Raw genomic sequence first — 26,880 nt, 5'->3', positions numbered from 1 at the left:
GTGGCGTAACTTCAAATCATGCAGGCGTTTCAATTAATTTTGGGTCAAGAATCTTATACCCTTTCTTTTGAAAATCTTTCACAATATCCTCTATCACTTCTCTCGTCCATTTTCGGTCGTGCATCAGTAAACTGGCACCATTGGATAAATAAGGGCTGTTCAACATGATCTCTGTCAATGCTTTTTTATCTTGATATTCCTCTTCCCAATCATATCCATATGTCCATTTCATGGCCAGCATTTTTTCATCTGCAGCAACTTTTTGGGAATAATCGGTATTAGATCCGAAAGGCGCCCTAAAATAATTAGGGCGTTCCCCAATAATTCCTTCCACCAAATTATTCAATTTTACGATCTCCCGCTTTTGCTCTTCTTCTGTCAGCTCTTTCAAATTAACATGAGAATACGTATGATTACCGATGGAAAAGCCCATATCATGAATATCTTTTAACATCGTTTTCTTTTCATCACTTTCAAGAAAATGTCCATTCACAAAAAATATCGCCGGCAATTTAAGTTTCTGAAGTGTTTTTGCAATTTCTAACGAGTACTTATCAAGGGCAGCATCGAACGTTAATAAGACAACCTTAGGTTCTGCATCCTGAATTGTTTCAAATGACCAATTATCTTTATTCAACCGGTACTCGGCCTGGACATTTTCTTTCTCCAAATTCCTAATTGTTGATGCTTCTTCTTTCATATCTTGTTCATGTTTAGTTTTATCTTGGATAGTGGTAGTTGTTTCCACACTTTTCGGTTCTTTTTTTTTCAGTTTGGTCGGAACCTGAATCATTACAACCAATTAAAAAAAGTGAAGTAAATACAAACGTAACTACTTCTTTGGGGATCATATTTTCTCCGGTTTCTTATGTCATTTTAAACTTTCAAAATTCAATAAATGGGTACTAGCGTTTCCAAAAGGATTTGCATTACACCGTAACATAATAAACTGATTACGGTAACAAGCATTGTCCGCTTGTTGGATTTTAAAATCATTTTACCAATGTAAATGGCCAAATAAGAAAAAACCAGAAACATAAATACCTTAAAAACAAGACGATCATTTACAGAAAGCCATTCAACCAATGTATATCCGCTCCAAACGATTAGTTGAAAGAGGATTACCAGATAATTTTTCAAGTGATCCACCCCATTTTAAAATGAATAATTAGCCAATTCAGTTTAATCGGCAGCCTTATTCTTAAGTACATCGCTCTTCCTATTTTTTATCCTCTTTTACTTAATTCAAACCTTTAATAGAAAAAAAGTATGAAGTCCTTTGTATAGCTTATGCCCATTTTGCACTTTTCATTTAAATTGAATGAAGAAAATATCCTGATTTGGAAGAAGACATTCAATTTGTACCAGTTTTAATGCGTTATTTATTTATAAAAACTAAAAAAGCGTACTGCAAATGGCAGCACGCTTTTTTTGGTATCAATTATTTAATAATATGAATCGGAGTTCCTAGAGCTACTTCAGCAGCTTCCATAGTGATTTCTCCTAAAGTTGGATGTGCATGGATTGTCATCGCGATATCTTCAGCAGTCATTCCTGCTTCGATAGCTAAACCAAGTTCTGCAATCATATCAGAAGCATTTGGTCCTGCGATTTGGGCTCCAATAACCAATCCGTCTTCTTTGCGAGTGATTAGCTTCACAAATCCGTCCGTATTGTTCAATGAAAGAGCACGTCCATTTGCAGCGAATGGGAATTTTGAAGCAAGGGCTTCGATTCCAGCTTCCTTCGCTTCTTTTTCATTATATCCGACAGAAGCAAGTTCCGGTTCAGAGAATACAACAGCCGGGATAGCAAGATAGTCGATTTCTGATGAATGTCCTGCAATAGCTTCAGCTGCAATTTTACCTTCATATGAAGCTTTATGAGCCAATTGAGGTCCTGAAACGATATCACCGATTGCGTAAATGTTTTTCACGCTTGTACGGCATTGTTTATCCGTTTCGATTAAACCACGATCAGTCATTTTGATTCCGACTTGTTCAAGACCGATTTCTGCAGTGTTCGGACGACGACCTACTGTTACTAAAACGTAATCGGCTTCGACTTTTTTCTCTTCGCCTTTTACTTCATAAGTAACGGTAACGCCTGTTTCTGTTTCTTCCACGCCTTTAGCATTTGCTTTTGTAACAATTTCAGCACCTTTGTTTTTAAGATTACGTTTAACAAGTGCTGCCATTTGTTTTTCAAAGCCTGCAGAAAGAATTTCTTCCGTACCTTCAAGAATAGTCACTTTAGTTCCAAAGCTGGCGAATGCGCCACCAAGCTCTGTACCAATGTAACCTCCACCGATTACCACGATCGAACTTGGAACTTCTTCCAAAGCAAGAGCACCAGTAGAATTAAGTACACGTTTCGTATATTTAAATGACGGAATCTCGATTGGTGATGAACCAGTAGCGATGATTGCGTTTTTAAATGTATATGTTTGTGCTGAGTCTTCATTCATAACACGGATGCTGTTTTCATCAACGAAATAAGCTTCACCCGTCACTACCTCAACATTATTACCTTTTAACAGGCTGCTTACGCCACCAGTTAATTTCTTTACAACAGTACCTTTCCAAGCTTGTACTTTAGAAAAATCAACAGTAACTTTTTCTGCAAAGATACCCATGTCTTCTGAATGCTGAGCTTCATGGAAACGGTGTCCCGCCGATATTAACGCTTTCGATGGGATACAGCCTACATTCAAACAAACTCCGCCGATTGTTCCTTTTTCAACGACCGTTACTTTCTGACCAAGCTGTGCTGCGCGAATTGCGGCAACATACCCCCCTGGGCCTGAACCGATTACTAAAGTATCTGTTTCGATTGGAAAATCTCCTACTACCATTGTTTACGCCTCCATTAACAATAATTCTGGGTCGTTCAATAACTTTTTGATATGATTCAATGCATGCTGAGCAGTTGCTCCATCAATCATGCGGTGATCAAAGCTCAGTGATAATGCCAGAACTGGAGCGGCGATAATTTCCCCGTCGCGTACAATTGCTTTTTCGGCAATGCGTCCAATCCCTAGAATGGCAACTTCTGGATGATTGATTACAGGAGTGAACCATTGACCGCCTGCGGAACCGATATTCGTGATCGAACATGAAGCACCTTTCATTTCATTAGGAGCTAATTTTCCGTCACGAGCTTTCGTCGCTAATTCATTAATTTCTTGTGAAATAGCAAAAGTTGATTTACGATCTGCATCTTTTACAACTGGAACGAGCAGTCCTTTGTCTGTGTCTGCCGCAATTCCGATATTGTAATAGTGTTTATGGATAATCTCACTAGCCTCATCATCAAATGATGTGTTAAGCATAGGGAATTCACGCAATGCACTTGTTAACGCTTTAACAACATAAGGTAGGAATGTAAGCTTAATTCCTTTTTCTGCAGCAATTTCCTTGAATTTCTTACGATGAGCAACAAGAAGCGTCACATCGACTTCATCCATTAATGTTACATGTGGAGCTGTCTGTTTAGATTTAACCATTGCTTTTGCAATCGCTTTTCTCATACCGCTCATTTTCTCGCGAGTTTCAGGATATTGCCCTTCTGGAATTGACACTTTTTGTTTTTCGGTTGTTTCCGTATCGTTTTGTTGTGAAGCTTCACTTTGAGCTGCTGGTTGCTGTGGAGCCGTTTTGCCGTTTTTGAAAGCATCGATGTCTTCTTTCATGATGCGGCCGTTATCCCCAGAACCAGAAATCTCACGAATATTAACCCCTTGTTCGCGTGCATATTTTCTAACAGAAGGCATGGCGATAATACGTCGTGAAGGATCCGCCTCAACCTGTGGTTGTGATCCCGCGCCCGTTTCTGCACTATTTTCTTGAACCGGAGCAGCCTCTTTCTTGACTTCCTGTCCAGCTTCAGCAGTAGCTTGAACCTGGGCCTCCGTATTCTTCTCACCTTCTGCCTTCGCTTCTTCTCCATGATCCCCTTTAAACTGAAGATCTTCATAACCTGGAGCATCGAATGTTACAAGTACATCACCAACAACGGCAACCGTTCCTTCTTGAACAAGGATTTCTTCCACGGTACCTTCCACTGGTGATGGAATTTCAACAACGGCTTTATCGTTTTGAACCTCGCAAAGCACGTCATCTTCTTGGATCTTATCTCCTGGTTTTACAAACCATTTCACTATTTCACCTTCGTGTATACCTTCTCCGATATCAGGGAGTCTAAATTGGAATGCCACTGAGTTCAACCTCCTATATTAAATCATACTTAGTGCTTTGAATAAAGTCCTTTATCTTGTAATTCTTCTAATGCGAATTACTTCCTCAAGCAGTTACTTCCATTCCGATTACTCAGGATAGTTAAAACTTCAAGACTTTAGTCGCCGTTTCAATAATGTCTTTATAATTAGGGAGCCATACTGTTTCAGCTTGAGAAAACGGGAATACTGTATCAGCAGCAGCCACTCGTAGTACTGGTGCATCCAAGCTCAAAATAGCACGTTCGTTAATTTCCGCGACAACATTCGCTGCTATGCCAGCTTGCTTTTGTGCTTCTTGAACAACGATAGCCCGTCCAGTTTTTTCTACTGAAGCAATGATTGTATCAATATCCAATGGAGATACAGTTCGTAAGTCAACAACTTCAACGGAATGACCTTCCTTAGCCAATTCTTCAGCTGCCTTGATTGATTCCTGTACCATCGCACCATACGTAATAATGGATAAATCCGTTCCTTCTCTTTTCACATCCGCTTTTCCTAATGGAATTGTATATTCTTCCTCAGGAACTTCCTGACGGAAAGAGCGGTACAATTTCATGTGCTCAAGGAAAATGACAGGGTCATTATCACGAATCGCTGAAATCAATAAGCCTTTAGCGTCGTAAGGAGTGGAAGGGATAACTACCTTTAACCCTGGTTGCTGAGCCATTAAACCTTCTAAGCTATCAGCATGCATTTCCGGAGTATGCACTCCACCTCCAAAAGGTGAGCGAATTGTAACCGGCGCACTGTAACGTCCGCCTGAACGGTAGCGCATACGAGCAAGCTGACCGCTTACGGAATCCATTACTTCATATATAAAACCGAAGAATTGAATTTCAGGAACAGGACGGAAACCTTGTAAAGAAAGACCGACCGCTAATCCACCGATTCCGGATTCAGCAAGAGGTGTATCGAATACACGATCTTCGCCGAATTCTTTTTGAAGATTTTCCGTTGCACGGAAAACTCCGCCATTAAGACCAACATCTTCACCAAAAACGAGTACATTCTCGTCATTTTTAAGTTCTGTACGTAATGCTTCTGTAATTGCTTGAATCATCGTCAATTGAGCCATGGCTTACTTCGACTCCTTCTCTTTATAAATTTCATATTGTTCTTTTAAATTATAAGGCATTTCTTCATACATGTTTTCAATAAGGTCTGTCACCTTTTGCTTAGGTTCTGCATCTGCCTTTTTGATTGCTTCTTTAATATCGTCTTTTGCTTTTTCTATTGTTTCGTTCTCTAATTCTTCATTCCAAAGTTTTTTGTTTTCCAAGAACTTGCGGAAACGAACCAATGGATCTTTCAATTCCCACTCATTATCCATATCAGAAGTACGGTAACGTGTCGGGTCATCTCCAGCCATCGTATGTGGTCCATAACGGTAAGTTAATGTTTCAATCAATGTTGGGCCCTCACCATTAATTGCACGTTCACGAGCTTCTTTAACTGCTGTATAAACGGCCAACGCATCCATACCATCAACTTGGATGCCAGGAATACCTGCAGCCACACCCTTTTGGGCTAATGTTTTCGATGCTGATTGCAATTCAACAGGTGTTGAGATTGCAAAACGGTTATTTTGAACGATGAAAATAGCTGGTGCTTTAAATGCACCTGCAAAGTTGATTCCTTCGTAGAAATCCCCTTGTGATGTACCACCGTCACCCGTATATGTGATTGCTACTGCTTTTTTACCGCGTTTTTTCAGACCTAGAGCTACACCTGCAGCCTGAATATACTGAGCACCGATAATAATTTGCGGTGAAATCACATTAACATCTTCCGGGATTTGATTCCCTTTAAAATGTCCTCTTGAGAATAAGAATGCTTGCCAAAGCGGCAGACCATGCCAAACAATTTGCGGCACATCACGATACCCTGGAAGAATGAAATCTTCTTTCTCCAATGCATACTGGGAAGCGATTTGAGATGCTTCTTGACCGGCAGTCGGTGCATAGAAACCTAATCTCCCTTGACGGTTCAATGAAATTGAACGTTGATCCAAGATGCGCGTATAAACCATGCGGCGCATTAATTCCTGTAGTTGTTCATCACTTAAATCAGGCATTGCCGCTTCATTAACGACTTCTCCTTCTTCATTTATAATTTGAAAAGTTTCAAATTGTTCTTCTACTTTCTTAAGCTGATTCTGAACATTAAATTTAGCTTGTTTAGTTTTTTGAGCCATTTGGCACCTCATCCTTTCATTAAAAAGGTTTGCTATTATTATTCTATAAGCAAAAATATTTTGCTTTATAGTTTCTTCAACAATTCATTCTTTTATTTTTCCCTTAAGCCTAATCCCTCAAACGTGGATATGGTTAATATGTCTCAATCTTATTCTGTACCATAAAAAAAATCAAGAAAAATGATACAAGAACTTTTATAAATTTAGTTTACAAGATGCATTCACGTCAAGTCAATCACTTGTATTTCCTTATTTTTTAGATTTAATAGAATTTCCAACACCAAATCTTCATCACTGTGCTAGTTTTCATTTTGTAACTGTACTATAAATTTTCACCCTTTTTTTAATTTATAGATACTGAAGTATAATATTTCACTTCCATTGACTATCCTATCGATTCCCAAATTGCTTTAACTAAAGGCATTTGAGCCTTTGAAATAATATTCCAAGAAAATTTTTAACCGCTTTCATTCAATTCTGCTGTTAGATTTTCTAGTTTAGAATTTTTTTAGTACAGTTTCTTCATTTTTTATATTTGACAGTTCTTTTTATATTGAATAAAAAAATTATTCTAGAATTTTTTAGTTAATAAACTAATTGAATGCATAAAAAATAGGCTTTAGGTATTACCCTCAGCCCATTATCAATAATTATTTTTTGGTTGAATCTGCCATTTCTATGCCTGAACTGTTGTAAAAACTTTCTTTTTTCAGATTGGATTTTTCAGTTAATTCATTAAATTGGTTATTTGTTTTCAACACTTTTGTATATGAGGTATTAATTTTCTTTATTTGGTCTTGTAATTCATCCATTTTCAAATCTTCTTTTTTAAATAGTTCATATAATTCACGATCATACACTAAGCTTTGCTGATAAGCTTCATACAGATTATCGTACGTGCTATATCGTTCACTCATTATCTTTTTCATTTCAGTGGCTTCTTTTTTTACCTTCTTATCTTCTATTTTCCCAATTTGTTCTTCTATCTTATTAAATTGTTTTTTTGAGGCCTCCATACTGTTATGTTCTTTTTCAATAATAGCCTCTCGTTCATCAATATTCTTAGTTGCTTCATCTGAAAGTTCAACAATTTGTTCATATTCATTCATTCCAAGTTTAATAATTTTATCATATTGCTCTTTCTCTTTATTCTCCAATTTATTAAGTGGCACTTGATGCTCGGTAAAATCACTCTCCTTCTCCGTAGTTTTTTCAAGAATTTTATGGATTTTTTCTTCCGGTGAACTACTAAAACAACCGGCCATAATTGCAAAAGAAAGAAGTAAAACAAAATATAGACGAAATCGTTTCAACATCTACAGCTCCTCCTGATAGTTCTTTGAAGTTGGATATTTTTCTAATCATCTGTTTTAGATGATCGCAGACACTCGTACTAATCATATTCTAAGCAGGAATTTTTCATTACTAGGCTTTAGCCTACACCCTTTAAACCATACTGCATAGGCTGTAGGGACCGTTTTAACTCAGAATGGTCAATACGTTAACAATATAAAAACGGAGGTATAAAATTATGTATGGAGGTTACACCCAGGATTGTTGTTATCCGGTTTCCGCTGCACCCAGCTATGGTTATGGTGGTTATTGTGGAGGCGGAGGCGGCTTTGGAGGCGGCTTTGCTCTAATCATCGTCCTTTTCATCCTGCTTATCATTGTCGGCGCAGTCTTATGCTAAAAAGATAATTACTACCACCTTTACCCGAATATGTTATCTATTTACCCTGATTTCACAAAAAAATGAAGGATTTTCAAAAAAAAATCAAATCAGTAAATACAATCATTATAGGGATAGGGATTTGAGTATTGATTCTATCCCTATAATGTTCTTTTTTATCAATCCTAAAGCCAATGTATTGAGTCCATTAACTTTTAGTATTTTTTTTGTTAAAATAATCCTATACATATTTAATAAATTTTTAATGGGGTGAAAGATTATGCTTACTATGGATGATTTTGTTAATGAAGACGATCCAATATTAAGGAAAGTCGCGTTAGAAGTACCACTGCCGGCTTCTGATGAAGATAAGCAACTTTTAACCAGCTTGATGGAATATGTCCAAAATAGCCAGAATCCTGATATTGCTGCTCAATATGGTTTAAGAGCCGGGATAGGCTTGGCCGCACCACAGGTAAATGTTTCAAAACGGATGATTGCCGTCCATTTGAAAGATAAAAATGGCGAACTGTATAGCTACGCTCTTTTCAATCCTAAACTCATTAGCCATTCAGTGGAGAAAGCCTACTTAACGACAGGTGAAGGTTGTCTTTCCGTTAATCGTCCAATCTCTGGTTATGTACCGCGTTATGCTCGAATAATGGTATCAGGTACGACCCTGGATGGAACACTGGTTCAGCTCCGCTTAAAAGGCACCGCAGCCATTTGCTTTCAACATGAAATCGACCATCTGAACGGAATCTTATTTTATGATCATATTAATCAAAAAGACCCTTTTAACATACCAGAAAATTCCACCACAATAGAAAGATGAGCTTAAAATAAGTGATTAAAACTCCCATCAATTAATGGGAGTTTTTAAGTTCTAGATCAGATCAAGTTCTTTTAAACCGTAAAGGATACCATCATTATCGACATCCTTCGTTACAAAGTCGGCCTCCTGCTTCAAAAGCTGACTGGCATTCCCCATTGCCACGCCATACCCCGCTACTTTTAACATCTCTATATCATTTAACCCATCCCCGAATGCATAAACATCCTCTAGGCCAAATCCGACTTTTTCCATTAATATCTTTATACCTTCTGCCTTTGACCCACCGAATGGAAGAACATCCGTTGAATACGTATGCCATCTAATAAAATGAAATTTATCATACTGACCAACGAATTTCCCTTCTTCATCCTCAGAGCAAAATAATAAGGCTTGGTATATGTCATGATCTTCGTAAAAATCGGCATGAAGTTCTGGATGTGGAAACTTCAGACTGCTTAATGCCTCTTCAATTCTGCTATGATGCGGTACATTAGATTTCATTGTCTCTTCATTCATAAATACAATCGGTATATCATTTTTTTCAGAATGTTCGTGAAGCCGTTTTATTTCAGACAAACTTAAAGGATTTTTGTAAATGACTTCACCTTCAAAAACAACATATTGTCCATTAAAACTTACGAATGTATCGATGCCAAGCTCTTCCCTTAAAGATTCAAACATGAACGGAGCCCTACCTGTAGCAATCGCAACAAAAACCCCGTTGTCCTGTAATTGCTTAATAGCTTTTTTCGTTGAGGCAGGTAACTTTTTTTCATGATCTAGCAATGTTCCATCAATATCAAAGAATACGATTTTCACTAACCCTTCACTTCCAATTCATTCAGTTTTCCTTTTTTAATATGTACCCATTTAATAATTGTCATAAAGATAAGTCAAGTAACTCACCTGTCAATTAACATTTATTGCTACGTTTTTTATTTACAAATGGGCATATACTACTGTAAATAAAATTCAATAAAACTCAATTTATTCTTCCCACTCTCTCTTCCCTGTACCTTTACTATATTACCTCTAAAAGCCTAGTTACCTCCTATGTAATACGCCTTTTTTTACAAAAATGGGCCAAGTACTTGTAAAGACATATTTACTTTATTAAATAATCCTATACAATAATAATTAAGGGAGTGTGATCGCCATGTTAAAAAAGCTTCGTAAAAAGCTTGTAAAACAGTGGAATGATCTTTTAAGAAAAAAATCAATCGCATGAACTGCCGTACCTATTCTGCCTTGGCCGTCATCCAAATGCGCGTTTTTTTTCGTACAGCCCTTCAAAAACTTGCGGAGGGCTTCTTCCTTGTTGTAAAGTTCTTGTTAAGCCCTCTAACTATCTTGGCTTTGAAAATTTCAAGTAAGTACATATTGCATTCGGAATATGAAGCGTTGTCTCTTAATGGAACGCTGTACTAAGGGTTGGACACTTTAAGCAAGAAATCGGTGCGAAAAAGACTTCGTAACACAAAAGAATAAACGCAGTCAAACTGATTTCCACCTTAAAAAAGTTGACCAAAAACTTTTCTTTATCGATTTAAGTTTTACACATAGTAAAAACGGATAGGATAAAAGAATAGAGAAGGCCGTAATGAATTGAATACCTGATTCGGCTGACTATTTTTTATATACTTTTTAGACATTGGTATAATCAGTTAACTAAAACCCCTTCCGTTTTTATGGCGGAGCTGGGTTTATTTTTACATGATGTTGAAAAACATGAAAAAATTGTTGTTTTTATATATAATGAAAAAAGCAATGCAAACAAGTGAGGAGAGATTAAAATGGTTTTTAAGGTATACTATCAAGTAACCATAGCAGAGGTTCCCATCAGGGAGAATACTAAAACAATGTTTGTTGAAGGTGAATCGGTTCGTGACGTTCGTTTAAAATTAAAAAAAGAACCTTATAACGTTGAATTCGTAACAGCAGTAACTGGAGCATATTTAGAATATGAAAAACAAAATGAAGATTATAAAGTATTGGAGCTATAATTTATGAAATTTGTAAAAAATGATCAAACAGCTGTATTCGCCTTGGGCGGTTTAGGCGAAATCGGTAAGAACACATATGCTGTTCAATTTCAAGACGAAATCATCGTTATTGATGCTGGAATTAAATTTCCGGAAGACGAACTTCTCGGAATTGACTATGTGATTCCTGACTACAGCTATTTAGAGAAAAATGTAGATAAAATTAAAGGTGTCTTCATCACTCATGGCCATGAAGACCACATTGGCGGGATTCCTTATTTATTAAGAAAAGTGAATGTCCCTGTATATGGCGGTAAGCTAGCACTTGGATTACTTCGTAATAAATTGGAAGAACACGGTCTTTTACGTCAGACAACCATGATCGAAATCAGTGAAGATGAGGTAATTAAGTTCCGGAAAACTTCGGTCTCTTTCTTCCGCACAACTCATAGTATCCCGGATTCTTATGGAATCGTTGTCAAAACACCGCCTGGACAAATTGTTCATACTGGTGATTTTAAATTCGACTTTACACCTGTAGGAGAACCTGCCAACTTGACAAAGATGGCGGAAATCGGTAAAGAAGGCGTATTGTGCTTACTATCAGACAGCACGAATAGTGAAGTACAGAACTTCACGATGTCTGAAAGCCGCGTTGGCGATACCATTCAAGACATTTTCCGTAAAGTGGACGGCCGGATTATTTTTGCAACATTCGCATCAAACATCCATCGTCTTCAACAAGTAGTAGAAGCAGCTGTAGCAAATGGCCGTAAAATTGCTGTTTTCGGCCGTAGCATGGATTCAGCTATTGCTATTGGTCAAGATCTTGGTTATATCGTAGCTCCTAAAGATACATTTATTGATGTACAGCAATTAAATCGGATGCCTGCTAACAAAGTAACTATTCTTTGTACAGGTAGCCAAGGTGAACCAATGGCAGCCCTTTCTCGGATTGCAAACGGCACTCACCGTCAAATCCAAATTATTCCTGGTGATACAGTTGTGTTTTCTTCTTCACCTATTCCAGGTAACACAATCAGTGTTTCTAGAACAATTAATCAACTATATCGTGCTGGAGCAGACGTCATTTCAGGTCCATTAAATGATATTCATACATCCGGGCATGGCGGCCAGCAAGAACAAAAACTAATGCTTCGTTTAATTAAGCCAAAATTCTTCATGCCAATTCATGGTGAATATCGGATGCAGAAACTTCATGCCCGCCATGCAATTGATTGCGGTGTTCCTGAAGAAAACTGCTTTATTATGGATAATGGTGAAGTGCTTTCGTTAAGTGAGAACACAGCACAAATCGCTGGGAAAATCCCTTCAGGTTCGGTTTATATTGATGGAAGCGGCATCGGCGATATCGGCAACATCGTTTTACGCGACCGTCGGATTCTTTCTGAAGAAGGTCTTGTCGTGGTCGTTGTCAGCATTAATATGAAGGAATTCAAAATTACATCCGGTCCGGACATCATCTCACGTGGATTTGTCTATATGAGAGAATCTGGAGACCTTATCAGCGATGCTCAGTCATTAATCACTAAGCATCTGAATAAAGTAATGGATCGCAAAACTACTCAATGGTCTGAAATTAAAAATGAAATTACAGATACCTTGTCTCCATTCTTATATGAAAAAACAAAACGCCGCCCTATGATCCTACCGATCATCATGGAGGTTCAATAAACAAAAAAAGCCTTCAGCCATTACCCTGGCTGAGGCTTTTTTTGTTTACATCTATTTCCTTACATTCTACATACACTCTAGGTTAAAACCTTTCTAAAGAAGTGAGCCTGTTTGTATGGAACAGGACTCAATTTTATTTTATTCTACAATCTTTTTTTCAAAACGATTGATGTCGGAATCTGCTCCAATAACTATTAATATATCGCCTTTATGAATTAAATCGTTTGCTTGTGGAGAGACATTGATTTCATTTCCCCTTTTAATAGCGACAATATTCAGCCCATAGTGAGCGCGGATATCAAGATCAAATATTGAATTTCCATTCATCTTTTGGCTTGCTACAATTTCAACAATGGAGTGTTCATCAGAAAGCTCCAAATAGTCGAGAATATTATTAGACCCGATATTATGGGCAATCCTTCTCCCCATATCTCTTTCCGGATGCACAACAAAGTCAGCACCAATTTTACGTAGTACCTTCTCATGATAATCGTTCTGCGCCTTTACCGTCACATTGCTGACACCCAGTTCTTTAAGCATAAGAGTCGTCAAAATGCTCGCCTGAATATTTTCACCGATCGCTACAATGACGTGATCAAAATTACGAATTCCAATGTTTCTGAGCACACTTTCATCAGTCGTATCCCCTACTACGCTATGTGAAGCAATTCTGGCGAATTCATTGACACGATCTTCATTTGCATCAATAGCCAGAACTCCTAAACCTTCTTCAGCTAGTGTCCTGACTATACTGCCGCCAAAACGGCCAAGTCCAATGACTGCAAATTCCTTTTTCACAGTAACCCCTCCAACATCTTTCGTTCTATTAGGATATACAGGGTCCCGCTCCTTAAAGCATACTCCCTATTCTAGTACAGAAAAGCAATTAAGCCTTATTCCCTTTATACGTTAAATATTTTGTTAAATGATTGATGGCAAGTTCAATCGCTTTTTCATCCGGATCTAACTTAGCGTGATGCAATCCGTATTCGGATGAAACCCCTAGCCAGAACATGAAACCTGGAATTTCTTTTAGCATATACCCAAAATCTTCACCAGTCATCGCTTCAGTACAGCGATATAAATGGACCTCAGATGACTGCTCAGTATATTCCATAAATTCCTGCGTTAACTGCTCCTCATTATACACCTGATGGTACATCGCACCATAGTCAATCTCTGCCACGCATTCAAAACCAGCTTGAATACCATCTACAAGTGCTTTAATTCGCGACTTAACCTTTACCATTGATTCAGGATTCAACGTGCGTATTGTCCCTTCTAAGCGCGCTGTCTCAGCAATGATATTTTGGACTGTGCCTCCAGTAATCTTTCCAACAGTTATGACAGCAGAATCAAGCGGATTCACATTGCGGGAAACGATAGTTTGCAGTTGCCCGACAAGTGAGCAGGCAGCGATGACCATATCATTTGTATGATGAGGATACGCAGCATGCCCACCTTTCCCTTTCAAGTCAATAAATAATTCAGAAGTGTTAGCAAATAAAAGTCCTTCTTTAACCGCAATCGTTCCAACCGGATACTCTGGAGCTATATGCAGGGCAAGGATCATATCCGGTTTCCATTTTTTCATCGTATCGGATTTCAGCATCGGTTCAGCTCCACCAGGCCCCTCTTCCGCCGGCTGAAAAATAAATAGTAAGTCATCATCAATAGGGTTTTCTACAAAATATGTTAAAACACCTAGACCTATGCTCATATGAAAATCATGGCCGCAAGCGTGCATATATTCTTCATGATGAGAAGTAAAAGGTAATCCAGTTTCCTCTTTAATCAGTAGACCGTCAATATCAGCACGATAGCCGATTATTTTTCTTGGGTTCCGTCCATTTATTTTTACAAATATTCCTGTTCTCCAAGTTTCTATTTCCATTCGCTCTGACGCCAAATTCGTTATGTAATTCAGTAGATATTGCTGCGTTTTAAATTCTTGAAAACCTATTTCCGGTATTTTATGCAAATCACGCCGGATTGCGGTAAACGGACTTGTTTCCATCTTATTCCCTCCCTATACAGAAAGCGTGGATATAGTTATCCACGCTCTTGATACCTATTTACTTTAGAAATTAAAGTTGACGAAGTTCTTGCATGATTTCAGTTTTAGATTTAGTTTTTTCGTCAATTTGTTTAATCACTTTAGCTGGGATACCCGCAGCCACCGAGTATGGAGGAACATCTTTCGTTACAATTGCGCCGGCCGCTACAACTGAACCTTGACCGATTTTTACACCTTCAAGAACAACCGCATTAGCTCCGATTAATACATCGTCTTCTAATATAACTGGTTGCGCGGAAGGAGGCTCAATAACACCCGCTAAAACAGCACCTGCACCTACGTGACAGTTTTTACCCACTGTTGCACGTCCGCCAAGTATTGCGTTCATGTCAATCATTGTACCTTCACCAATAACAGATCCAATATTAATCGATGCACCCATCATGATTACTGCGTTATCTCCGATTGACACTTGATCACGGATTATTGCGCCAGGCTCGATACGAGCTTTGATGCCTTTTAAGTCCAATAAAGGAATAGCAGAATTACGACGGTCGTTTTCAACTACATAATCCTCAATTTTTGTTCCAGCTGTCTCAATAGCCACTTCAACTTCAGACCACTCACCGAATACAACTCCGGTATTACCTGTAATGAAAGTTTTAGAAGCCTGACCAAAATCTATGCCTTCTAATTCACCCTTGATATATACCTTTACAGGTGTTGACTTTTTACTATTTGAGATAAAAGAAATAATTTCATTTGCATCCATTTTATTCATTCTCGGAAAAACCTCCTAAATATGTATCATTACTCGTCTTAAATTTACCAGACAACTGCCGGCAAGACAAGTTGAATTCATTGTTATATATTATTCTACCCTATTGACATTTTCGTCAAATGAGCTATAACATTCCTTGGTCCCGAATATGTTCTTTTACTACTTCTGTGAATGCTTGGACCTGCTTAAGCTGAAAAGCAGAATCATAGCCACAAAGCCAAGTATCTCGTTCAATTGAATGATTTTGCCCATCTAAAAGGGGGATTTTGAAAATATTTGTATCTTTATCATGTAAAGTAATTGCTGGGAGGATAGCATATCCTATCCCATTAAATACCATTTGTTTGCATGTTTCGATTTGATCGACCACGATGGTGTTTTTGGGGGTCGTTTTAAATTGCCGATGCCACCAATCCTGAATTTCCTGATAATAGTTTGAATCGCTTTTAAACTGAATGAATGGCCGGTCTGTTTCGAATACTTGGTTCAGTTCCTTCATTTCAGTGTCGACCAAATACAGCATATCGGTAAATAAATGCTGTTTTACCCCTTTCCAATCTGGTGCTCCTCTAATGATGCCGACATGTACTTGGCCTTCATACAAGGACTTTAAAATCTCACTGCTCCAGCCCGTGATTAAAGAGATTTTGGCATACGGATATTTTTGGACAAACTTTTTCAAAACTTGAGGCAGCCAATTCTGTCCGACTATCGAGGCACAGGCAATTTTCAAAGTACCATATACTTCATGATCCATAGCCTGGATACTTTCCCTAACCTTTTCTTCTTTTTCTAAAACTTCATTGGCCAAACGAATAACTGCTTCTCCAGCAGGTGTCAACGAAAGCCCTTTTTGAGATCGGAGAAAAAGCTTTGATCCCCATTCCTTTTCAATCGTTTGTAAACGCTGAGATAACGCTGGTTGGGAAACAAATAACCGCTCAGCTGCTTTTCTCATATTCATTTCCTGAGCAAGTACGGATAATAAATGAAATTCTGAAAATGACATACACACCAGCCTCTTGATAATTAATTCTTATCTTAATGATTTAATTTATTTAAATTTAATTATCAACAAAGTCCGCTTATAATACAAGTGAAAAGAAATGGAGTGATACCCATGACGATCATTTTATTGTTGATAATCAGTTTTTCAGCATCCTTTGTATAGGCACATTGGCCGGAAGCGGCGGATTAATTGGTATGCCTTCACTTCTTTTGATTGGCATCCCAATCCATCAGGTCATTGGCTCTGTCAATTTTTCAAGTATATTCTCTTCTTTTTCAGGTTTTTATTTAAAGAAAAAAACTTAAACTGAAGGATGCCCTTAAATTAATTCCGTTTGCCTTATTGGAGGCCTTTGTGGCGGCTTGCTGGCCAATTTCTTTCACAGAAAAGACGATAAATTTGTTAGCGATTTTTCTTTTGACATTTGCTTTAATTATGAATTTCATTAAGAAACCAAAGCCATCGAGTAATGTTGAATGGCATCTCCCGAAAAAAGTTTACCCTTCTCTTTTTGGAATCAGTGTATATGACTGAATGTTCGGACCGGACCAGGCAACGATGCTTATGTATACCTTTTTACGTAATGGTGCAACTTACCTTCAATCTCTTGTCTTTACCAGATTTCAAACTTTTATGAGCTGTACAGCAGCTTTCATTACCTACTTTATTTCCGGTAATATTGTATGGGAAATTGCCATTTATTACACAATTGCGTCCCTTACCGGACCACAGCTCGCCTTACGTGTTGCCAAAAAAATCTCTACCCGTCAGCTTAAATTCATTTTACATACGGTAACTATTGCTTTATTGATCCAACTAATTATTCGCGTTGTCATTTCTTAACACACAAAAAAAGCAACCTCTTTTAGTGAGACTGCCTCTTACCATAGGTCTACTGTTTCTTACGTAGTCTTGTCAGTAAGACGAAGCTAATTACAGAAAAGACTAGGACAATGAGATAAATCGTTTGTAGCGACAATGTGAGTCCTTCTTGCAAAACCTTCACAACATTTTCAGGAAGCAAAGCCCTTTCTTTACTGTTCAATAGCTTATTTGCGGTGTCAATTGTCACTCCCGAATTGGCTGGTGCATGCTCGTTTAAATATGCCTGCAGCCTTGTATTCATAATTCCCCCTAGCAAGGCCGCTCCAACCGTATTTCCTAAATTACGCATGAACATATTCGAAGCAGTCGCAATCCCTCTACGTTCCCAACTGACCGTTTTCTGAATAACAACAATGAAGGAAGTTGAGGTCAAGCCCATCCCCACACCGACAAAGAAGGATCCCATCGCAGCGATAAGCGGCCCTGCCTCGGGCTTCATCAATACTAAAATCGAACTTCCGAGGATTAACGAACATCCTCCAAGAAGCGAAGTTGTCTTAAAACCTATTTTCAACAACAGTTTGCCTGAAAACATGGATGCAATCGGCCAGCCAATTGACATGGCGGTTAGTGTAAAACCGGCTACTGTTGGAGAACGTTCCATCACTCCCTGAACAAATGTCGGAAGAAAACTCGATAATCCAATCATCATCACCCCTGTTGTCAAGGAAACAAGATTTGCGATTAAGATGGAGCGCTCCTGCCAGATTTCAAATGGCATCATCGGTTCGGATGCCCTCTTTTCTTGGACAATAAACAAGACAAAGGCTATAACAGCCACTATTACAAGAGAGACGACCGGTGTAGAAGCCCAAGACCACTTTACGCCTCCTTGTACGAATACCACCATAAGGGTGGATATCGATAACGTCAATAGCGTTGCACCCAAGTAATCAATATCACGTTTTTTCTTTTCGATATTTTCATGAAGGAAGAACCAAATCCCTACAAAAGATAGTAAGCCAAGAGGAATGTTGACCCAAAATACAAGCTTCCATGTAAGTGATTCAACGATCAAGCCCCCTAAGGCCGGCCCTATTACTGCTGAAATGCCCCATACACTTGATAAATACCCTTGAACACGGGCCCTCTCTTCATTTTTATAAATATCCCCCACTATTGTTGAAGCTACAGGTGCTACTGCCCCCGCCCCAAAACCCTGTACAAAGCGATAAATAATGAGCTCCGTCATCGAATTGGCGAAACCGCAGAGGATGGAACCAATTAAGAAGACAATAATTCCAAATAATAAAACAGGTTTTCTCCCAAGGATATCGGAGAGCTTTCCATAAATTAAAACAGTCACGGCGTTCATTAGCAAATATCCAGAAAACACCCAACTATAAAGAGAAAAACCACCCAAATCACTGACAATAGCCGGCATTGCCGTCGAAACGATAGTTCCTTCAATCGCATTCATAAACATAGCCATCATGATGGCAGCGAGGATGAATGGACGTTTCAATTTTTTATTCTGTACTTCCGAAGTATTTACTGCTTGTACCAATTTCCGCATCCTTTCTTAAATATGTAATAGCTCTTTCTAGGGTTTACCACACTCTGCATGGAATATGTAAAAAACAAGAAAACTCGCCAATTGGCGAGTTTTAGGTAAACCGTACTGTTTAGCCTTGACATATTTATTCAGGTAATGTAATTTGTTTAAATACTTTTTTTAAGATAGCTCTTCTCGTTAGGATTCCTTCAAAAAGATGTTCATCATTCTCCACACAGACAAACGGATGGTCAATTAACAATTCTACACCTTTAGTCAGGGTATCTTCAATATGCAGGCGAGGTATGTCTATATTCATAATTTCCGAAACTTTTTTACTCTCTAGATTATCAAATTCAATTCGTTCCAGTCCCAAAATCGAGTCAAGAATGACTGGTGTGCTAATTAAGCCATGCAGTTTATACATCGGATCTAACACAGGAATGGCCGTATAACCGCTCTTTGTTAATACCAATAGTGCATGTTCTAAATTATTGGTTACCTGCACGTGGGCCACGCGTTCAGAAGAAATCATTAAGTCTTTCACGCTGGATGCCAATAAATCCCCATCATGAGTACCGATCATGTTAAAACCCCTTACCATATGTTTTTATATACAGCTCTGTTCTAGTTTAACATATGTAAGCAGAAAAGACTCATTCCAATACCTATAAAATCCTAAACTGAGGATTCTCGAAAGAAATACTTAGCCTTTACTAGTTTTAATGTTAACCTGTTTAAAACCGCATTCCGGGCATTGATATATTACATTTTGGTTGGACTGTGCCGTCAATACATCCGCCATTTCCCTTTCCTCACCGCAAGCAGGGCATATTACCATAGGATTTTTCATTTACATCCCTCCAATTATTAAGGTGTCGTAAAAATCCCTTCTTCATACACGAAGGAAAAAGTGAGTTGCTTTTTAAATAATAAAAAGCCGTATTCCCAAAAGGAATGCGGCTTTTTTCGTAATTTTTTTAAGATTGAAGAAGATCAAAGATTTCAATGGTAATCATATCAATATTATCGAATTGATATTTTGATGATTTCCCTTTATCACTGTATACTTCAAGCTCGAACATTTCTGTTTTGCTGAAATATGTAACCTGGCATTTTTTCACGCCATCTATTTCAAAAAAACGCTGAGCAGATTCAGATTCCTTTGCTTGCTCTTGAAGACTTTTTAATCTGGTAAGAATGCCCTGTAATTGAGACATACTCACTCTCCTTTCTGAATAAAACCTTTTCGGTAGGTTTCACTATACCATACTTTTCTATCCAGTAGCCACGCTGAAATAAATTCAGAATAATTTAAAACTTCATTCTTTACATGGCACTATTAACAGAATAAAATAAGGATTGGATTTTGTACATAAAAAATTTTCTGGAGGTAGATTCTAATGCAAAACTTTAGTGAACTTGGTAATCGCATTTATTTAATAGATGGTTTTGATTTGAATAGAAAGAATCGGACAGGTATATATGTAATTGCAGATAAGGATATAACTTTAGTTGAAACATCCGCCAGCCCATCTATCCCCCATTTGTTAAAGGGACTTGATGACCTGGGAATCGCCCCCGAGGATATTACATATATCATTCTTACCCATATTCACTTGGACCATGCAGGAGGAGCTGGACTTTTTTTACAACATTGCCCGAATGCCAAGGTGATTGTTCATCCAAAAGGAGCACGACATCTGGAAGACCCGACAAGATTGATCGCTGGAGCTAAAGCTGTCTATGCTGAAGAATTCAACAAGCTTTTTAATCCGATTTTGCCTATACCACATGATAAGATGATTATTAAACAAGATAGGGAATCTCTTCAAACGAGCGATTCGTCTACATTGACCTTTTATGATACCCCAGGGCATGCAAATCACCATTTGAGTATATTCGATTCGGTTTCAAAAGGTATGTTTTCCGGTGACACGGTAGGTATTTATTATCGTGAACTCCATGAAGATGGCATTGAGTTTTACTTACCTTCCACATCACCAAATCAATTTAATCCTGAAGCGATGCTTGCTGCAACAGACCTGTATGCAAGCATTGGCGTTGAACGTATATATTTTGGCCATTATGGCGTATCAGAAGATCCAAACGAGGTTTATAAGCAACTTCATTACTGGTTACCTATCTTTGTTGAGACAGCAGAAGCAGCCTTCAAGGAATACGCAAGTTTTAAGGAACAGGTCGCCGCAACCAGCAAAAATATTTTCAATACAGTCGCTTCTCATTTAGGAGAAATAGGCATCACTAAGGATCATTCTGTTTTTGAAATAATTCGCCTGGACATTAACGTCTCTTCAATGGGTTTGATTGACTACTTGGTAAAACGCGAAAAGAATAAATAGACCAGACATATAATGTATATCTCTATTCAAAAGGAATGACATTCTCTATAATGAGAAAGTACTCACTTAAAGCACATACTTGGAGGAATGAAATGAAAGACGTTACACTTTATACACAACCGGATTGCCCTCCCTGCAAGATCATGAAAATGTTCTTTGATGATAACAATATCATATATAAAGAAAAAGATATTAAAGCAGATGGGAATGCACGTAAGGAACTAACAAATAAATATGGCGCTTATTCAACGCCAACTGTCGTTATTGATGGAAAAGCCATCATCGGCTTTGAACTCGAAGAAATCAAAAAAGAACTGAATATTTAACAACACAAAGTCTAAAGAAGGTTTGAACCTCCTTTAGACTTTTTTAACTTTTAACTTCCCCCATTTTCTGCAAATATTTGGACGACTACAAAAGAGCCTTTTCTTTGGTGTGCTCTTTATTTTAGATTTTCACTTTCATACATCACGTCCGCTACCTTCCATTCGTTATTCTCTTTTTTCAAAGTAACCGATTCAATATGTTTTCCCGATGATACAGGTCCATCCTCTGATACAGGAAATTCTTCCTGAACATAAATGAATTCACCACTTTTCCCATATACGACTTCTGTATTCTCATTGTAACTAAAAAATGGGATATAATAGGGAGCAAAATCAGAACCATATGCAGCAAACCCTCCATCAACTTTCACCACATTCGCTTCCACAAACTTCTCGGTGAAATTCTCGGTAAAATGGGTATACAATTTCTCTTTAATTGCTTTTTTCGTGCGTACTTCCTCACTGATTGATCCTTGATTCACCAGTGCCTCCTGTACTAAAGAGAACACTTCCTCTCTATGTAAACCCTCCGCAGAAACTGTGAACCCTCCTCCTATAAAAAGAAAAACACCGGCCAAGCACGCAATTAAATATGTCCGCATACTATCATCTCCTAGTTATAGATTGTCTTCGAATGGTTACGTTTATTGTCTATGCTTTTCAATACCCGTACAGAACAAAGCTAAACCACAAAAATTATAGAAAACAGATTATTCTGAAATCTAATTAAACGCGTTTTACTTTTTTGTATTAAAAAAGAAGATTCCATTGTACTGAAATCTTCTTCTCTCTCTTTTATTGAAATGCATAGTAAAAAATAATACCGGCAATTAAAATTGTTCCAATGAAGAGAGAAACAAAAACCGGGTTCCTTAAATAAGGATGTTCTTTAACAGATTCATCGATACTTGAATCATATCTCCCTTTTACTTTCTGTGTCTTTGCTACAGAATATGTATAAAAGAGAAGATATAAAGCCATGACTATTACGACTATGAGTAGAATCCAGATATACGTGCTCAAAATATGTCTCCTCCAAGCGCATTACTTTTGCTTATCGTTACACATTTTGAGCAATTATATACACTAGTTGTTTTTATAACAAAGCTTCATTTTCGTAAAGATAGCTATATGATAGATCAAAGAATATGTATTCCTTATTATTCAAGGGATAAGAAAAGGTTCTTATGGTTTCCCCCGTTTCAATATCACTGTATAAATCAGATAGAATTCCTTTTTTTTCATTGCGCATCTTGACGATATTTTCTAGAAAATAAGGTCGCCAGCTCCAATTTTTATTCATATAATTAGGCTGGACTATCCATTGCCCGTCCTTATTAAGGATATTAGGCGATTTTTGATAGCCCTCTTCATCACAAATATAAAGACGGAAACCTACGGAATCTAATTTTTTTGCCAAAATTCCGAGAAATTCTTCATGCGAGCCAACCCGTTTTTGCTGTTTTAAAAAGGTTTGCATATTTTCATTAAATTGCAAAGTCTTTTGATAAACAGCTTCCAGCTTTTTTGTTTCCAATGAAATAAAGGACTGGCATTCTTGATGGAATTTTTCACGAAGTAAATCTTTATTAATGAACTCGCCGTCCGGTTTCGCCAAAAAATAACCTTGATAATAACGGCCTCCGTTCTTCCAGGCAAAGCGGAGTTGGTATTCAGACTCAATGTTTTCAAACAATAAATTGGCGCCGATTTTACGAGCAAGCATGCTCAGAGAAAAAAGGATGACCTGATATGCATCTCCACCTGAAATACGGAGCTGGTTTAAGTTAACTTTTAAAATATTCGGAGAAATCTGTGCAATTTGGTCAAGCTTGGTATCTTGCCCTAAATGATCGAAAGCTATTTTGATGCCATATGTTTTAAAGTAAGCGAGTACATGCTGTAAAGGATCAAAGTTTTCCGCACTGATAGTGTCTGATAATTCCAGAACAATCCGATGCATTTCTTCAGGTTGAAAATGACGATGCAAAATCTCCATGAACTCTTCTCCATGATCCAGCATAAGCAAATTCGGATCTCTGTTAATAAAGATTAGAAAGTCTTCTCCATAGTCTTTTATTCTTTCAAGGGCTATTTCTAGAACGTAATTATCCACTTCTACTCGATACTCTTCCGGCACAGAAGAATCGTGAAAAAATGTGCCAAGACTGTTATATTCTGACTGTTCCTCATAGCGTCCTAAAATTTCATATCCGATAACCTGATGTTGATCTGCGCTGAAAATCGGTTGAAAGAATGGTGTCACCCTGTCTAAATTCTTTAATATTTTTTCTGCATCCATGATGTATTCCCCCTAATTACGAAACACCAATATGCAAAAATTATACCATTAGTTTCTAGTATTGATAATAAATAATTTTTAGTTCCTACCCAATAACTCCATTTTATTTTAGTAATATTTTCCTCATCCAAACATTTTTCATATAAAAAATGTTTCCAATGAAAAAAGGCATTGTCCATTAACAGAACAATGCCTTTTGCATTAAAACGGGAAAAACCATGGAATCGTGATGACCATAATAACACCAATAAAGACTTGTATTGAAATCCCAATCAGAATAAAGTCCTTATACTTATAATCGCCTGCTGTCATAACAAGGGCATTCGTCGTAGCAACCCTTGGAGTGGATAACGACAGACTGCCTGCAACAGCAAGGCATAGAAACACAGGAACAGGATCAATTCCTTGATTCACTGCGGACGTTAAAGCAATAGGTGCCATGATCACTGTCGCTGCTCCATACGGGATAAACTGGCTCAAAATCAGAGTCAGGAGATAAAAAACAGCTAATACACCATGTGCACCGATATTACTGAATAGCACTGCCAGCCAATCACTTATCATTCTCACGCCACCAGTATTGTCCAATGCAGCTGTTATTCCGAACATAGCTGCAATTAATAGAACAGGCTCCCAATTTATCTTTTGATAGGCATCTTCCATGGAACGGACACAGCCGGTGACAACCATCAACAAAGCAGCAGTCAATACCGATAGAACAGCAGGAATAGACTCTATTGACAAAAGAATAACCATTAGTGCAGTAATGAATAAAGCAATCCATGTTTTTGCCTTAGATTCGACAGTTAATCCATCTTCTGAGGTGCTGCCTATAACAATAACATCCTGTAAATCCGAGGAGATCCTCTCAATGTTTTCCCATTCTCCGTGTATCAGAATTGCATCACCTGGTTTTAGCCGTTCAGTACCAACATCCGCTTGAATATATTCACCATTCCGATTAATTGCCAATACATTACATTGATATTTTTCACGAAAATGAACGTCAATTAGTGTCTGATTCTCATAATCCGAATTCGGAACAATCAAAATTTCAGTCAATCCAAATCTACTGCTCAGAAAATGTTTTTTTATTTGTTCAGTATTAAAGTGTTTAAACTCTAGTTCATAATTAAGCGCCAATCTCTCAACACTTTCTTCTTCTCCAAACACCAAAATAATATCATCAGGATGAAGTACTTCATCCGCTCTGGCCGATATCGTTAGTTGTTTTTGCAACAGCGGCAATTGCTTTTCTTTTGGTTTCCGCTGAATCTCAATCAAAGTCAATTCATACTGAATAGGAAGCTGTAGGTCGGACAACCTTTCTCCAACAATATCGGAAGTAGCAGGTATGTGCAGATAATGCAAACGGTCATACACTTTGTACATACCAGCAAGTTCCCCTGCAGACAACCCCTTTACACTATTGTTGGCTGCAATTGTTTTTTCCGGCAGTAACAGACGGCCAAGTGTTAACATAAAGAATAGACCCGATGCAAAAGCGATTAAGCCTATTGGTGTAAAATCAAAGAATGATAAAATTTCTATACCATTTTGCTTTAATACATCAGCTACAATCATATTGGAAGGTGTTCCAGTCAGTGTTAACAGCCCACCGATACTGCATGCATAGGCAAGTGGCAATAAATACCTTGTTGGGCTTGTTTTTTGTTGTAAAGCCATACTCATTACGAGTGGGAGAAAAATGGAAACAATACCTGCGCCACTTAAAAACGCACTTAAAATTCCTGCCGTCACCATGACAATTAACAGCGATTTCCATTCGCTTCCTCCACAGAAGCCTAATAGCTTATTTCCCGCTTTCTCTACAATTCCTGTATTTAACAGACCAGCCCCTACGATAAATAATCCCGCAAGCATTATTACGACTTGATTTGCAAAGCCAGCTATAAGTTCGTCCAAAGTAAGTATTCCCAGTAATCCCAATATTGCAAGTGCACCAAGTGCAATTAAATCCGCGCGAAATTTCCCTTGTATAAAAAGCGCAATTGCGCATAGAAGTATAATCAGTGTAATAAACATTGGTTCGATCATCATGTTACCTCCGTATAGATGTTCAATTTAAAACCGGATATTCTTAAACTCCAGTTTACATGTTTTTCATATGCGTATAGAAGATATTTTCTTCATTTTATGTATATTGTTTGTTAATATGAGGAAGTAACATTTTAAAATTAGATAGGTTGATTAATTTGAGTGAATCCATTTCCAGAAGAACATTCTTAAAAAAAGGCCTTCGCACTTTGGCTACCGTAACCGGATTAAGTATTGGCGGAGGGTACTATGCCCACAATGTGGAACCAAAATGGTTAGAAATCAAGCATAACATTATCAGCCACCCTCTTATCCCAAAAGGTTTTCATGGTATGAAAATGATTCAATTCAGTGACACTCATTTAGGCTTCCAATTTCAGCTTAATGATTTACAAGCAATTGTCAATAAGATAAACCAATTAGATCCGGATGTTATTTTATTTACCGGAGATTTAATGGACGAGCCTAATAAATACAGTGCTCAACAGAAAATCCCGCCTGTTTTAAATCAGCTCAAAGCGCCTCTTGGAAAGTTCTGCATCTACGGTAACCATGATCATGGGGGGTATGGCTCTGAGATATACAGAGATATCATGAAAAAATCCCATTTTACCATGTTGCAAAATACCTCTACTAAGATTTCATTACTAACGGCTGAAGAAATTTACATAGCCGGGGTAGATGATGCGATGCTTGGACAACCAGATTTTGAAAAAGCCCTTTCAGGAATTCCAGAAGAAGTGTTCATCATTATGCTTTCGCACGCTCCTGACCTTGCTGACACGTCAAGTAAGTACAATATCAAATATCAAATAAGCGGTCACAGTCATGGCGGTCAAGTACAAATTCCTTTTGCAGGAGCCCTTGTCACTCCCCCATATGCAGAAAAGTATCGTGAAGGCACGTATGAAATTGATTCGTTAACGTTGCATGTTAATAGAGGGCTTGGCACAACTCGACTTCCGTATCGTTTTCTTTCACGTCCTGAGTTAACAATTTATGAATTTCAGGCAGAATAGTGAGATG

Annotated in this window: 28 protein-coding genes; 8 read left to right on the top strand and 20 right to left on the bottom strand. The window is 37.9% G+C overall.

The window, feature by feature from the left end:
- Window positions 1-16: 16 nt before the first annotated feature.
- The 7 genes from ACQKMR_RS03640 to ACQKMR_RS03610 form a co-directional block, all read right to left on the bottom strand.
- A complete protein-coding gene (locus ACQKMR_RS03640; protein ID WP_427696055.1) occupies window positions 17-793 on the bottom strand; it encodes a polysaccharide deacetylase family protein in 777 nt (258 codons plus the stop codon).
- A 98-nt stretch (window positions 794-891) separates the two neighbouring features.
- On the bottom strand, window positions 892-1,149 hold the full coding sequence (locus ACQKMR_RS03635; RefSeq protein WP_427696054.1) for a hypothetical protein: 258 nt from the start codon (window positions 1,147-1,149) through the stop codon (window positions 892-894).
- 292 nt (window positions 1,150-1,441) lie between these two features.
- Window positions 1,442-2,854, bottom strand: a complete 1,413-nt coding sequence (lpdA, locus tag ACQKMR_RS03630) for a dihydrolipoyl dehydrogenase (protein WP_427696053.1) — start codon at window positions 2,852-2,854, stop codon at window positions 1,442-1,444.
- 3 nt (window positions 2,855-2,857) lie between these two features.
- Window positions 2,858-4,216 (bottom strand): dihydrolipoamide acetyltransferase family protein, encoded by a 1,359-nt coding sequence (locus ACQKMR_RS03625; RefSeq protein ID WP_056530562.1) that lies wholly within the window; start codon window positions 4,214-4,216, stop codon window positions 2,858-2,860.
- A gap of 121 nt (window positions 4,217-4,337) precedes the next feature.
- The gene (locus tag ACQKMR_RS03620) at window positions 4,338-5,315 is read right to left on the bottom strand and encodes an alpha-ketoacid dehydrogenase subunit beta (protein WP_053345166.1); all 978 of its coding nucleotides are present in this window, start codon (window positions 5,313-5,315) and stop codon (window positions 4,338-4,340) included.
- A gap of 3 nt (window positions 5,316-5,318) precedes the next feature.
- A complete protein-coding gene (gene pdhA, locus ACQKMR_RS03615; RefSeq protein ID WP_427696052.1) occupies window positions 5,319-6,434 on the bottom strand; it encodes a pyruvate dehydrogenase (acetyl-transferring) E1 component subunit alpha in 1,116 nt (371 codons plus the stop codon).
- Between the two features lie 650 nt (window positions 6,435-7,084).
- Entirely contained in the window at window positions 7,085-7,750 is a 666-nt protein-coding gene (locus ACQKMR_RS03610; protein WP_427696051.1) for a YkyA family protein, read from the bottom strand.
- Window positions 7,751-7,965: 215 nt separating this feature from the next.
- On the opposite strand from ACQKMR_RS03610, the gene ACQKMR_RS03605 reads away from it, so the two are divergent.
- Together ACQKMR_RS03605 and def are read left to right on the top strand one after the other, a co-directional pair.
- Entirely contained in the window at window positions 7,966-8,127 is a 162-nt protein-coding gene (locus ACQKMR_RS03605; RefSeq protein ID WP_427696050.1) for a YjcZ family sporulation protein, read from the top strand.
- Window positions 8,128-8,386: 259 nt separating this feature from the next.
- Window positions 8,387-8,941: a peptide deformylase gene (gene def, locus ACQKMR_RS03600; protein ID WP_427696049.1), complete on the top strand. Its 555-nt coding sequence runs from the start codon at window positions 8,387-8,389 to the stop codon at window positions 8,939-8,941.
- A gap of 51 nt (window positions 8,942-8,992) precedes the next feature.
- Here the strand turns inward: def and ACQKMR_RS03595 are convergent, their stop codons facing one another.
- Window positions 8,993-9,760, bottom strand: coding sequence for a Cof-type HAD-IIB family hydrolase (locus ACQKMR_RS03595; RefSeq protein ID WP_427696048.1), 768 nt, complete (start codon window positions 9,758-9,760; stop codon window positions 8,993-8,995).
- A 974-nt stretch (window positions 9,761-10,734) separates the two neighbouring features.
- On the opposite strand from ACQKMR_RS03595, the gene ACQKMR_RS03590 reads away from it, so the two are divergent.
- Both ACQKMR_RS03590 and rnjA read left to right on the top strand, forming a co-directional pair.
- Window positions 10,735-10,944 (top strand): DNA-dependent RNA polymerase subunit epsilon, encoded by a 210-nt coding sequence (locus ACQKMR_RS03590; RefSeq protein WP_053345160.1) that lies wholly within the window; start codon window positions 10,735-10,737, stop codon window positions 10,942-10,944.
- Between the two features lie 3 nt (window positions 10,945-10,947).
- Window positions 10,948-12,618, top strand: a complete 1,671-nt coding sequence (rnjA, locus tag ACQKMR_RS03585; protein WP_427696047.1) for a ribonuclease J1 — start codon at window positions 10,948-10,950, stop codon at window positions 12,616-12,618.
- Between the two features lie 138 nt (window positions 12,619-12,756).
- Here rnjA and ACQKMR_RS03580 read toward each other — a convergent pair whose 3' ends face one another.
- From ACQKMR_RS03580 to ACQKMR_RS03565, 4 genes are all read right to left on the bottom strand, one after another.
- A complete protein-coding gene (locus tag ACQKMR_RS03580; RefSeq protein WP_157444071.1) occupies window positions 12,757-13,416 on the bottom strand; it encodes a potassium channel family protein in 660 nt (219 codons plus the stop codon).
- A gap of 88 nt (window positions 13,417-13,504) precedes the next feature.
- Window positions 13,505-14,635, bottom strand: a complete 1,131-nt coding sequence (locus ACQKMR_RS03575; protein WP_427696046.1) for an N-acetyldiaminopimelate deacetylase — start codon at window positions 14,633-14,635, stop codon at window positions 13,505-13,507.
- A gap of 70 nt (window positions 14,636-14,705) precedes the next feature.
- Complete coding sequence (gene dapD / locus ACQKMR_RS03570) at window positions 14,706-15,416, bottom strand: 2,3,4,5-tetrahydropyridine-2,6-dicarboxylate N-acetyltransferase (RefSeq protein ID WP_053345156.1); 711 nt, start codon at window positions 15,414-15,416, stop codon at window positions 14,706-14,708.
- 124 nt (window positions 15,417-15,540) lie between these two features.
- Window positions 15,541-16,425, bottom strand: a complete 885-nt coding sequence (locus ACQKMR_RS03565; protein ID WP_427696045.1) for a LysR family transcriptional regulator — start codon at window positions 16,423-16,425, stop codon at window positions 15,541-15,543.
- Between the two features lie 534 nt (window positions 16,426-16,959).
- On the opposite strand from ACQKMR_RS03565, the gene ACQKMR_RS03560 reads away from it, so the two are divergent.
- On the top strand, window positions 16,960-17,268 hold the full coding sequence (locus tag ACQKMR_RS03560; protein WP_427696044.1) for a TSUP family transporter: 309 nt from the start codon (window positions 16,960-16,962) through the stop codon (window positions 17,266-17,268).
- A 49-nt stretch (window positions 17,269-17,317) separates the two neighbouring features.
- Here the strand turns inward: ACQKMR_RS03560 and ACQKMR_RS03555 are convergent, their stop codons facing one another.
- The 4 genes from ACQKMR_RS03555 to ACQKMR_RS03540 form a co-directional block, all read right to left on the bottom strand.
- Window positions 17,318-18,826, bottom strand: a complete 1,509-nt coding sequence (locus tag ACQKMR_RS03555; RefSeq protein ID WP_427696043.1) for an MDR family MFS transporter — start codon at window positions 18,824-18,826, stop codon at window positions 17,318-17,320.
- A 124-nt stretch (window positions 18,827-18,950) separates the two neighbouring features.
- A complete protein-coding gene (gene cbpB / locus ACQKMR_RS03550) occupies window positions 18,951-19,391 on the bottom strand; it encodes a cyclic-di-AMP-binding protein CbpB (RefSeq protein ID WP_427696042.1) in 441 nt (146 codons plus the stop codon).
- Between the two features lie 120 nt (window positions 19,392-19,511).
- A complete protein-coding gene (locus ACQKMR_RS03545) occupies window positions 19,512-19,658 on the bottom strand; it encodes a hypothetical protein (RefSeq protein ID WP_169787513.1) in 147 nt (48 codons plus the stop codon).
- Window positions 19,659-19,785: 127 nt separating this feature from the next.
- Window positions 19,786-20,025 (bottom strand): YkuJ family protein, encoded by a 240-nt coding sequence (locus ACQKMR_RS03540; protein WP_034314086.1) that lies wholly within the window; start codon window positions 20,023-20,025, stop codon window positions 19,786-19,788.
- A gap of 183 nt (window positions 20,026-20,208) precedes the next feature.
- Here ACQKMR_RS03540 and ACQKMR_RS03535 point away from each other — a divergent pair, with 183 nt between their 5' ends.
- The gene (locus ACQKMR_RS03535; protein WP_427696041.1) at window positions 20,209-21,168 is read left to right on the top strand and encodes an MBL fold metallo-hydrolase; all 960 of its coding nucleotides are present in this window, start codon (window positions 20,209-20,211) and stop codon (window positions 21,166-21,168) included.
- 92 nt (window positions 21,169-21,260) lie between these two features.
- Window positions 21,261-21,494, top strand: a complete 234-nt coding sequence (locus ACQKMR_RS03530) for a glutaredoxin family protein (RefSeq protein ID WP_427696040.1) — start codon at window positions 21,261-21,263, stop codon at window positions 21,492-21,494.
- A 116-nt stretch (window positions 21,495-21,610) separates the two neighbouring features.
- Here the strand turns inward: ACQKMR_RS03530 and ACQKMR_RS03525 are convergent, their stop codons facing one another.
- The 4 genes from ACQKMR_RS03525 to ACQKMR_RS03510 form a co-directional block, all read right to left on the bottom strand.
- Window positions 21,611-22,096, bottom strand: coding sequence for a DUF3993 domain-containing protein (locus ACQKMR_RS03525; RefSeq protein WP_427696039.1), 486 nt, complete (start codon window positions 22,094-22,096; stop codon window positions 21,611-21,613).
- Between the two features lie 193 nt (window positions 22,097-22,289).
- Complete coding sequence (locus ACQKMR_RS03520) at window positions 22,290-22,517, bottom strand: hypothetical protein (protein ID WP_427696038.1); 228 nt, start codon at window positions 22,515-22,517, stop codon at window positions 22,290-22,292.
- A 73-nt stretch (window positions 22,518-22,590) separates the two neighbouring features.
- Window positions 22,591-23,796, bottom strand: a complete 1,206-nt coding sequence (locus ACQKMR_RS03515; protein WP_427696037.1) for an EAL-associated domain-containing protein — start codon at window positions 23,794-23,796, stop codon at window positions 22,591-22,593.
- 201 nt (window positions 23,797-23,997) lie between these two features.
- Window positions 23,998-25,854, bottom strand: a complete 1,857-nt coding sequence (locus ACQKMR_RS03510; RefSeq protein ID WP_427696036.1) for an SLC13 family permease — start codon at window positions 25,852-25,854, stop codon at window positions 23,998-24,000.
- A 158-nt stretch (window positions 25,855-26,012) separates the two neighbouring features.
- Between ACQKMR_RS03510 and ACQKMR_RS03505 the strand changes: the two genes are divergently transcribed.
- A complete protein-coding gene (locus tag ACQKMR_RS03505) occupies window positions 26,013-26,873 on the top strand; it encodes a metallophosphoesterase (protein WP_427696035.1) in 861 nt (286 codons plus the stop codon).
- Window positions 26,874-26,880 lie beyond the last annotated feature (7 nt).

The sequence above is a fragment of the Peribacillus sp. NPDC096540 genome (assembly GCF_050278525.1).
Classification (GTDB): domain Bacteria; phylum Bacillota; class Bacilli; order Bacillales; family DSM-1321; genus Peribacillus.
The sequence above is the reverse complement of the archived record's forward strand: the minus strand, read 5'-3'. Positions and strand labels throughout refer to the sequence as shown.